The sequence below is a fragment of the Brevundimonas aveniformis DSM 17977 genome, assembly GCF_000428765.1.
Classification (GTDB): Bacteria; Pseudomonadota; Alphaproteobacteria; order Caulobacterales; family Caulobacteraceae; genus Brevundimonas; species Brevundimonas aveniformis.
In genome coordinates this window covers 1,006,162-1,016,074 of the sequence record NZ_AUAO01000001.1, presented here as the reverse complement: position 1 = coordinate 1,016,074, position 9,913 = coordinate 1,006,162, and the positions used below count along the sequence as shown (strand labels likewise).

Annotated in this window: 9 protein-coding genes and 1 pseudogene; 7 read left to right on the top strand and 3 right to left on the bottom strand. The window is 61.8% G+C overall.

The genetic code is table 11. The features are described 5' to 3' along the window. Positions 1-644: pseudogene (locus tag G391_RS15690) on the top strand (hypothetical protein); the annotation flags it as partial. A 169-nt stretch (positions 645-813) separates the two neighbouring features. On the opposite strand, the gene rfbC reads toward G391_RS15690, so the two are convergent. Further along, positions 814-1,371 (bottom strand): dTDP-4-dehydrorhamnose 3,5-epimerase, encoded by a 558-nt coding sequence (gene rfbC, locus G391_RS0105185; RefSeq protein WP_029086581.1) that lies wholly within the window; start codon positions 1,369-1,371, stop codon positions 814-816. A gap of 89 nt (positions 1,372-1,460) precedes the next feature. On the opposite strand from rfbC, the gene G391_RS0105180 reads away from it, so the two are divergent. Then, the gene (locus G391_RS0105180; protein WP_029086580.1) at positions 1,461-2,573 is read left to right on the top strand and encodes an NAD(P)/FAD-dependent oxidoreductase; all 1,113 of its coding nucleotides are present in this window, start codon (positions 1,461-1,463) and stop codon (positions 2,571-2,573) included. Then, complete coding sequence (locus G391_RS15930) at positions 2,570-3,790, top strand: HAD-IIIA family hydrolase (protein ID WP_211226470.1); 1,221 nt, start codon at positions 2,570-2,572, stop codon at positions 3,788-3,790. The genes G391_RS0105180 and G391_RS15930 overlap by 4 nt, the downstream gene beginning before the upstream one ends. On the opposite strand, the gene G391_RS0105170 is transcribed toward G391_RS15930, so the two are convergent. Both G391_RS0105170 and G391_RS0105165 read right to left on the bottom strand, forming a co-directional pair. Continuing rightward, positions 3,787-4,533, bottom strand: a complete 747-nt coding sequence (locus G391_RS0105170; RefSeq protein ID WP_029086578.1) for an ABC transporter ATP-binding protein — start codon at positions 4,531-4,533, stop codon at positions 3,787-3,789. The genes G391_RS15930 and G391_RS0105170 overlap by 4 nt on opposite strands. A 9-nt stretch (positions 4,534-4,542) precedes the next feature. Beyond that, positions 4,543-5,397 carry an ABC transporter permease gene (locus G391_RS0105165; RefSeq protein ID WP_156893845.1) on the bottom strand — a complete coding sequence of 285 codons (855 nt, stop codon included), beginning with the start codon at positions 5,395-5,397 and terminating at the stop codon, positions 4,543-4,545. Positions 5,398-5,557: 160 nt separating this feature from the next. On the opposite strand from G391_RS0105165, the gene G391_RS0105160 reads away from it, so the two are divergent. The 4 genes from G391_RS0105160 (at position 5,558) to G391_RS13905 (ending at position 9,853) form a co-directional block, all read left to right on the top strand. After that, positions 5,558-6,529 (top strand): NAD-dependent epimerase/dehydratase family protein, encoded by a 972-nt coding sequence (locus G391_RS0105160; protein WP_029086576.1) that lies wholly within the window; start codon positions 5,558-5,560, stop codon positions 6,527-6,529. A gap of 28 nt (positions 6,530-6,557) precedes the next feature. Further along, entirely contained in the window at positions 6,558-7,541 is a 984-nt protein-coding gene (locus tag G391_RS0105155; RefSeq protein WP_169719090.1) for a GHMP family kinase ATP-binding protein, read from the top strand. Positions 7,542-7,723: 182 nt separating this feature from the next. Continuing rightward, positions 7,724-8,692 carry a glycosyltransferase family protein gene (locus tag G391_RS0105150; protein ID WP_029086574.1) on the top strand — a complete coding sequence of 323 codons (969 nt, stop codon included), beginning with the start codon at positions 7,724-7,726 and terminating at the stop codon, positions 8,690-8,692. Between the two features lie 63 nt (positions 8,693-8,755). After that, positions 8,756-9,853 (top strand): DegT/DnrJ/EryC1/StrS family aminotransferase, encoded by a 1,098-nt coding sequence (locus G391_RS13905; protein WP_051257128.1) that lies wholly within the window; start codon positions 8,756-8,758, stop codon positions 9,851-9,853. Positions 9,854-9,913: the final 60 nt, after the last annotated feature.

The following is a 9,913-nucleotide window of genomic DNA, read 5'->3' as shown; positions in this document are numbered from 1 at the left end:
CCCTGGTCGGGGGAGCCGGCAACGATCTGATGAACGGCGGTGACGGCAACGATGTGTTTGTCTTCGACACCGGCTTTGGCCATGACGAGATCCTGGGCTTCAGCGCCGGTGCCGGCGTCGGCGACGTCATCCGCTTCTCGACCACGGTCTTCTCCAGCTTCTCGGCGGTCATGGCGGCGACGGCTGACAATGGCCAGGGCTGGGCCGTCATCACGGTGGGGAGCAACAGCATTGTCCTGCGGGGGGTCAGCAAGGCCCAGCTGAATGCCAACGACTTCGAGTTCCAGGCCATGTCACCGGCTGAAGGTCCGCTGGTCCTGCCGGGTCTGGAGGCCGGGCAGCAGGACAAGCACGCAGGGCCGCTGGTCCTGCCCGACCTGATCCAGGATGATGACCCGCTGATTCTTCCGGGGATTGCCGATGCAGGCAAATGGGAGTTCACGCCGCTGGTCCAGCCCAGCCTCGGCGACACAATGGATCCGCTCGTCCTGCCCGGTGACAGCTATGGCTCCGAGAAGGCCGTGGACGACCCGGTGATCTGTTTCGTCGATGAGGAAATCATCGAGGCCAGTCTAGCCGCCTTCGACGGCAAGCTACACTCTGATCGGATGAGGGAGCACTCAGACGATTGGATTCTCGTCTAGGAAGACCCGGCGCAACGGCAACGTTGCGCCGCTCCTAGAGCCTGATCGGTGGAAATGGCATCGCTGCGCGATGTCATTGAAGCCGTGAATCGGGCTTCAGAAGAAAGTGCGAGCCTGATTTAGCCTTTGGTTGGAACCACCCGGTCGTTCCAACCAAAGCCATCAGGCTCTAGTGCGCCAATACCGTTCGCCGGTAGTCAGCAAACGACTGACCAACACTATCCTTGGGGGATAGAATGGTCGGCCCGGACCAAGCCCACTCGATGGCCAGGTCAGGATCATCCCAGCGAACGCTGCGCTCGGCCTGGGCGCTCCAGGGCTGATCAACCTTGTACAGAACCCGGGTGTGAGCCTCGAGGGTGACAAAGCCGTGCAGAAAATCGCGCGGCACAAAGAGCTGCCAGCCGTCCCGGGCATCCAGTTCGACGCGCAGGTGACAACCAAAACCGGGGGACCCGGGCCGCACGTCAACGATGGCGTCAGCAATGCGCCCGCTCATCACCTGAACCAGCTTGGCCTGCTGGTGCGGCGCGGCCTGAAGATGCAGCCCCCTGACCGTCCCGGCTTGCTCGGACCATGAGAGATTGTCCTGGACGAAGTCCGCCGTAATGCCCGCTTCAGCGAGGGCCGCCCGGTTATAGGATTCCATCAGCCAGCCACGATGATCGGCATTGCGCCGCGGGCGGATCATAAAGGCACCGTCGATCTCCAGCGGTCGAATGTCCATGGGCGTCTCCTTGCGGGCTTCAAGGGTGACTAGGCCAGACCGCGCCGCTATGAAAGCGCGCCGTCAATCACCACGGGGGAGCGTCGGACGTGTCACTGGGCGAAACCGACGTCGTGGTCATCGGTGCAGGCGTCATCGGCCTGGCCATCGCTGCCGGCCTCGCTCGGGCCGGTCGCGAGGTCGTGGTCCTAGAGGCCGAGGACCGCATCGGCACTCAGACATCGTCGCGCAACAGCGAGGTCATCCATGCCGGCCTCTACTACCCGACCGACAGCCTCAAACACCGGCTCTGCGTGGAGGGACGACGACGCCTCTACCCCTATCTGGAATCACGCGGCATCGCACACCGCCGATGCGGCAAGCTGGTCGTAGCGACGTCGCCTGAGGAAGAAGCGCGCGTCGAAGCGGTACTGGCTCAGGCTCAGGCCAACGACGTCGAGGGTGTCAGTCGCCTGACCGGGGCGCAGGCCCGGGCCCTGGAACCTGCGCTGAACTGTAGCTTTGCCATCCTGTCGGCCCAGACCGGTATCATGGACAGTCACGGCCTCATGCTCGCGCTCCAGGGCGAGGTCGAGGACCACGGCGGTTTCATCGCCTTCAACACGGCGGTTGCGGCCCTACGGGTCACGCCCCACGGCTTCCAGGTGAAAACCGGATCGGGCCGTCTGGATTGCCGCATCCTGATCAACGCCGCAGGCCTGCAGGCCCCGACGCTGGCCGCTGCCATGGAGGGATACGGCGGCCCGACACGCCGGCAATGGCTGGCCAAGGGGTCCTATTTCGGATGTGCGGGGACTCCCGCCTTCACCCGATTGATCTACCCGGCCCCGGTCAATGGCGGCCTGGGGGTCCACCTGACCCTCGATCTGGGAGGGCGCATGCGGTTCGGACCGGATGTAGAGTGGTTGGCCACGGACGATCCCGGTGGCATCGACTACGGCGTCGATCCGCAGCGGGCCGAGGGTTTTTACGCCGCCATTCGTCGCTATTGGCCGGCCCTGGCCGACGCGGCCCTCACCGCGGACTATTCAGGATGCCGCCCGAAGTTAAGCGCGCCTGGTGAGCCTGCCGCCGACTTCGTGCTGGATGGACCAGAGGCCCATGGCCACCCTGGGTTGGTTCATGTGTTAGGGATCGAATCGCCGGGCCTGACATCCTGTCTGGCCCTGGCTGACAGTGTCCGGGACATGGTTCGCGAATGAGCACACAGATCCTCCGTCAAGCTGTCGTTCTGGTCGGGGGACGCGGCACGCGCCTGGGCGACTTGGCACGCGACACGCCCAAGCCCCTGATGCCAATCGACGGAGATCGCCGCTTCCTCGACCATCTGCTCGAGAATATTGCGCGCCACGGACTGGCCGAGATTCTCCTCGTCGCCGGTCATCTGGGGGACCAGATCGAGGCGCGCTATCAGGGGCGATCCATCCTCGGGGCCAGGGTGGTCGTTGTGCGCGAGCCCGAAGCCGCCGGAACCGGCGGAGCCTTGATCCATGTGGCGGATCGCCTGGACGACATCTTTCTCATGTCGAATGGCGATAGCTGGTTCGATTTCAACTATCTGGCACTGACCGCTGCTCTGATGCCCGATGACGAAGGAGCCCTGGCTCTAAGACGGGTTGAGGACGCCCGCCGGTTTGGCAGGGTCGAATATCAGAACGGTCGCATCGTCGCCTTCCAGGAGAAGGATGAAAGCCGCAACGGCCCGGCCTTGATATCCGGCGGGGTCTATCTGTTGAGGCGCTCGGTACTACAACGGATTACGACCCTACCCTGTTCAATCGAGGCCGAGGTCTTTCCCGCCCTCGCATCTGAGGGGCGACTGGCAGGGTTGCCGTTTGACGGTTACTTCATCGACATCGGCCTGCCGGACACCCTGGTCCAGGCCCAGACGGAAATCCCCCAGATGGCCCGCCGTCCGGTCGTCTTCTTTGACCGGGATGGGACCCTAAACGTCGACGAGGGCTACACCCACCGTGTCGAGGATCTGCGCTGGATGCCCCGGGCTATCGAGGCCATCCGCGCTGTCAACGATTCTGGACGGTTGTGCATTGTCATCACCAATCAAGCAGGACTCGGCCGCGGCCTATACGGCGAAGGTGACATGCAGCGTTTTCATGCCGCTATGCAGGCACAGCTGATGGAGGCCGGGGCCCATATCGACGCCTTCTACCATTGCCCGTTTCACGCCGAGGCGACGATTGAGGCCTGGCGGCATCCGAACCACCCGGATCGCAAACCCAACCCAGGCATGATCGAAAAGGCCATGGCCGATTGGTCGATTGATCGCGCCGCATCCGTGCTGATAGGCGACCGCGACCTCGACATGGAGGCCGCACGGCGCGCCGGGGTACAGGGCGTGCTCTACGACGGCGGCGACCTGGCGGCGCTGACGCGGGCAGCCATCGGAGACGCCGACTAGGCGACCTTAGTTGTTGTGGCCTCGATATAGGCGTTCAGCACCTTGTCGACCGGTCCGATCTGCATGAGCCGACCATTTTCGATCCATGCAATCTTGTTGCAAGCGTGTCGGAGAAGGTCGAGCGAGTGACTGGCCAGAACTAGAATACGCGTCCGGCCCAACACATCCGCCAATTGCCGCTCGGCTTTCTCGACAAACCCGAGATCCCCGGCGCTCAGCCATTCATCCAGTATCAGCACATCGCCCTCGATCGCCGTACAGATGGCAAAGGACAGCCGCGCCTTCATGCCGTCGGAATAGGTCCTGACCGGAAGTTTCATAAAGTCGCCCAGACCAGTGAAATCCGGCACCCACCGTTTGGCGTGCGCGACTTCGGCATCGCTGGCCCCAAGCAGGCGCAGGGGCAGCTCTATGTTCGCGTCCCCCGAGAGCTCCTCGTTGATGCCAAGCCCCTTCTCGATCAAAGAGATCACACGCCCCTGAACATTGACCGTGCCCCGGGTCGGCGAGGCAACACCGGCGATCACCCTCAGGAGCGTTGATTTGCCCGCACCGTTTGTGCCGATCAGCCCCAGCCGGTCGCCATCCTTGAGCGAGAGCGACACGTCGCGCAGGGCAGTAACCCTAGCCTCTCCGGCCGGTCCACCGCGCATGCGGTTGATCATCGATACCTTGAGCGAACGCCCCGCCATCTCAAAGACGGGATACTCCAGGGACACTCTATTGATTTCGACCGAGGCCATGACCTGCTCCTACAGCCAGAAGAACATTTTCTTGCGGCTCAGCTGGATTGTTGCTGCGCCAAGCAACAACGCAGCCACGGCCACCCCGATCGCGACCAGATAGTTGGTCGAGGTTGGCAAATGGCCTTCGAGCGGCTGACGCACGATTTCGACCAAATGGTGCAAGGGATTGAACTGAACGACTGGATGATCCGTGGCCAGCTGGCTTGGACGCCAGAACAGAGGCGTGATGAAAAACATGAGCTGCATCACGCTGGCAATGAGCTGCGGCAGGTCGCGGAAACGCGCCGAAAGCGGTGCCAGCACCATGGTCGCGCCGAACCCAAACACAAGGATGATCATTACGCCTGGGATCGCCAGCAAGCTCGTCAGAGGAAGGCCGTGACGAATCCACAAGATCAGAACCAGGATAGGCAAGGCATTGTGGATCAAGATCAAACTGGAACGATAAGCATTTCGCGCCGCGAGTACAGTCGTGGGGATGCGTGTCGCCCTTAGGTAGCGCTCGACTTCTGTGACGGCCTGAGATCCATCAGTGAGGAGGCCTGAAATAAGGGTCCAAACCAGAAGCCCGGTCCCGATAAAAATTACATAATCCCGAAAAGGCTGCTCAAAGATCTGGCTGTAAAGCAGCGCAATCCCGAGGATAAGGCTGAACATGGCCAAACTGATCCAGAATGGGCCAAGTAGAGATCGCCTATACCTTAGTTCAACATCTTGATTAGCAAGCAAGAACCAAACGCGCCAGTCTTTCCAGACGGCCGAAAAATCACTAATCAAACCACCCATTACCGGGTTGCCTTCCGTCCTGTTTTCAAGATCGTATTTGTATTTTTCTGCGCTCGCGGCTGAGGTGTTTGGCACATGCCTACAAGGCACTCAAGCGTTGAGTCCTGTCAGACGAAAGTCTGCCGTGGGCCTGCGACAATGCGTCAATCCCCAATCGGGATTGTACGCTCGCCTGATAAGCAACGTGTGATAGTAGGAGCGCGGTTAGGACCGATGTTGGGTCGAGAAGGCGTTTATGACTGACTATCGAAGAGTGCTGGTGACCGGAGCGACAGGTTTTCTGGGCCGTCACACGGTCCCCGCCCTCGAGGAGGCCTTCCCGGAACGTGAGATTGTGGCCGTATCCTCCAAGGACGGAGATCTCACACGGCTGGACGAAACCGTGGCCCTCCTGGATCGGGTCAAGCCGGATGTGGTCGTGCATCTGGCCGCCTATTCGGGAGGTATCGGCGCAAACCGAACCTGGCCGGCAGACTTCTACTTCCGCAACATCATGTTTGTCTCGAACATGTACGAGGCCGCCGCCCGCAGCCGAGCCGCCGACGGCACTGGCGTTCAGAAGATTGTCTACACGATGGGCGGCTGTTCGTATCCGGGAGACGCCGTCTCTCCGATCGGCGAAGATCAGATGTGGCAAGGATTTCCGCAGGCCGATTCCGCCGCCTACTCCAGCGCCAAGAAAATGGGGATCGTCGCGGCCGAAGCCTACCGCAGCCAGCACGGTCTAAAGTCGACCGTTCTGGTTCCCGGCAACCTTTATGGCGAGTACGACAACTTCCGCAATGGCGAGAGCCATGTCGTGCCAGCGATGATCCGCCGGTTCTACGAGGCCCGGCTGAGTGGCGCATCAGAGGTGCCCTGCTGGGGACGCGGCATCGCTCAACGCGATTTCGTCTATGCAGGAGATGTCGCGCGCTTGATCCCGTTCTTCATCGACAGCGACGAGTCCGGTCCCGTCAATCTTTCGAAGGGAAACACGACCACCATCAAGGACCTGTCCGAGGCTGTGGCGCGCGCGGTCGGCCTCGAGGCGGAACTCGTGTGGGATACCTCCAAGCCCGAGGGACAACTGATCAAAATCTTCGGCGTCGACCGCATGAAGTCCTTGGGCCTGGAATGCCCGACCGAGCTGGATACGGGTCTGCGCCGCACGGCGGATTGGCTGATCACGAACTACGACACCGCCGGCGACGGCCTGAGACTATAGGGCACCCAGAGGATCCGTTGCGATGTATGTGACCGTTCGCACCCCCTTGCGTGTCAGCTTTTTCGGCGGGGGTACCGACTATCCGGAATATTTCGCCGACAGGCCGGGCGCTGTGCTCGGCATGGCCATCAATCAGCACATCTATGTGACGGCTCTGGCCCGACCCAAGTTCCTCAAACACGAGTTCCAGATCAGCTATTCGCGCATGGAGCGCGTTTCACGCCTTGATGAGATCGAACACCCCGCCATTCGGGCGGCGCTCGAGGAACACAAATTTCTGGATCCGATCGACCTGACCACCCTGGCCTCCCTACCCTCGCAAACGGGCCTCGGGTCATCGGCGACCTTCATGGTCGGTTTGCTGAATCTTCTTGCCCAGCTTGGTGGCAAGACGCGCACCAAATACGAACTGGCCATGGACGCGATCCGTATGGAACGTGAGGTTCTCGGCCATACCTGTGGAGTTCAGGATCAGTTGCATGCCGCCTTCGGCGGCTGGAACAGGTTCGATTTTCACGGAGAACGCATTCAGCAACGTCCGATACTTGCGCCCCAGGAGACATTGGAGCGGCTGACGTCGTCCATGTACCTGGTCTTCACCGGCCAGACCCGGAGCGCCCCCCAGGCCATCGCGGCCCAGCTGGAAGGCACCCGCAGCGGAACCATCACAGACGAATTGGAAGCCGCCTATGAGCTGGTGGGCCGAGGGCAGGCCATCATTGAAGCCGGCGGTGGCGACGCAGTGGAGCGCTTCGGTCGCCTCCTGCACGAAGGCTGGATGCTCAAGCGACAGTTCTCCACGGCGGTCAGCAACGAGGCGATTGACGGCCTGTATGCTCATGGCCTCGCCAATGGAGCCTACGGCGGCAAACTTTGCGGGGCCGGTTCGGGAGGATTTTTGCTGTTTGTGGTCGACCCGGCTCGCCGCGAACAATTTCTCCAGGCCTTCGAACCCGACAGCTACGTCAAGGTCGCATGCGATTGGTCCGGGACGCACGTGACCGCGACCTAGCGATGACGAAGAGCTTCATCCTGCTCTCTCCGGAATTTTCCAGCCGGGCCGGCCATCAGGCTGAGTACATTGCACAGATGGCGGCGGCGGCTCGTAGAAGCCGGTTTACGGTGAGGGTCGTCGCCCCCACGGATTGTTCGATACAAATCGATAACGCGTCGGTTGAGAGAATCCTGAGCCCATTGAATACGGCCCCGGCGCCTTCGCACTTCGCGGCGCGAGCCATCGCTCGGATCGGGCGCACGCTTGATCAGCATCGCCGCCGTGCGGCCTATCGGGCCCTGTTTGCACAAGGAAACACCGAAGCCCTGTGGTTCCTACATACAGCCCCCTATCCCGAGATTGCCCTGGCGATCGAAGCCTTCATGGCAGCTCCAATGGGGCGTCTGGCCGTGATGATGCGGTCGGATCATGACAACGTTCCGGCCCGGATGGAACAGATCCGCCAGGCCTTGTCGCGAGCCGAGAAGGGCCATGTCGATCTTTGGGCGGATACTGTCGACCTGGCCGAGGCGCTGACCCCCCTTGCCCCGTATCCGGTGGGATGTTCACCTCCGCCGTGGACAGGACGCATACCGACCGTCCAGCCGGTGCGGGGACGTATCGGCGTCTTCGGAGCACGGCGTCGCCAGAAGGGTTACACCCTCCTGGAGCCAATCGCCCGCGTCGCCCAAGCCCGCCAGACAGGGCTCGCCTTTGTCGTTCATGGCTATGCCCACCGCGAACTGTCTGTCGACCCAGATCTGGACACGACAACGCTGGCCTTGTGCGAACTGGGCGTCTCGGTCATCGACGAGATTCTGCCTACCGCCGCCATGGAAGATGAAATCGCCGCCTGTTCGGCGGTCTTGCTGCCATATGATCCCACGATTTACCGACGGGGCTCATCGGGTATGTTCGTTCAGGCCATTGCCATGGGGCGTGCCGCCGTCGTCAGTGAAGGAACCTGGATGGCGGCAGAAGCCCGCCGCATCGGCCTTAGTCGTGTGATCGCTGTAGACCCAACCGATCCAGAGGCCACCACGGGTGCTCTCATCACGGCCGCGTGCATGGGTATTGAGCCTTTTACACCCACGGCTCCCGAAGCGGCCTGGATCAGGGCGTCCCTGCCAGACAATGTCCTCAAAACCGTTGTGGCGGGGCCCCGCTGACACTTGCGGGTGCGGAACGCACCTGCAACAAGGTCGCGCTCCCCTCCAAAGAGTGATCCTGGCATGAACCTCTTCAACACGACTGTGACCGATGCGGCCATCGCCAAGGTCAATGAAGTTCTTCGCTCGACGTTTCTGAACGAAGGTGAGGTCGTCCGCGAGTTCGAAGCCAGCCTTCGTAGTGCGGTTGGTGCCCCGCATGTGGCGACCGTCAATTCCTGCACAGCGGCCTTGCACCTCTGTCTAGAGGTTCTCGGAGTCGGCCCTGGCGATGAGGTCATCGTCCCGCCTCAGACCTTCATCGCCACCGGTCTGGTCGTGCTTCACGCCGGCGGCACGCCCGTCTTTGCCGACATCGACCCCGACACGGGCAACATCTCGGCCGCCTCGATCCGGGACAAGATCACAGACCGCACCAAGGCGGTCATTGCCGTACATTGGGGTGGGGCCCCGGTCGATCTGGACGCGGTTCAGGCGGTGTGCCGCGATGCCGGCGTGCCCCTGATCGAAGACGCGGCACATGCGTTCGGGGCTCGCTGGAAAGGCCAGCCTATCGGGGCCTTGTCGAGATTCACCTGTTTTTCCTTTCAGGCCATCAAGGGCATGACCACGGGCGATGGCGGGGCCATCGCCTGTCTGGACGACGACGACGCCACCCATGTCTATACGCGCAGGTGGTTCGGTATCGACAAACGCAAGGTCACAGCCAACGACATCGGGGAGCGTAGTGCCCTGATTGAGCAGCTCGGCTACAAGTATCACATGAACAATGTGGCGGCCGCGCTGGGGGTTGGAAATCTGCCCAGCTATCCAGAGCGCCTGGCTCGCCGGCGGGAGATCGACAAACGATACCGCCAGGTCCTCGGGCAGTCGCCGGATGTGAGGCTGTTGCAACCTCTCGAAGGGGCCGAGAGCAGCTGCTGGCTATTCGGTTTGCGCCTTGAGCGCCGAGAGGATTTTGGCCGGGCCATGAAGGGGCGCGGGGTGCCGGTCTCTGTCATTGATCGGCGCATTGATCGGCACCCGGTTTTTGGCGGGCTGACCGCTGGTCTAACCGGTGCCGAGGTCTTCGATGCCGAACACATCGCCATCCCGCTGCATGACGGCTTATCGGATGACGACGTCGAACAGGTCACGGCGGCGGTCCTCGCCGGCTGGTGAGATAACTTTGGTTTGACGGAATTTGCTGGGGCCTGTAGGCCCCAAGACCGTTGGGGAAAT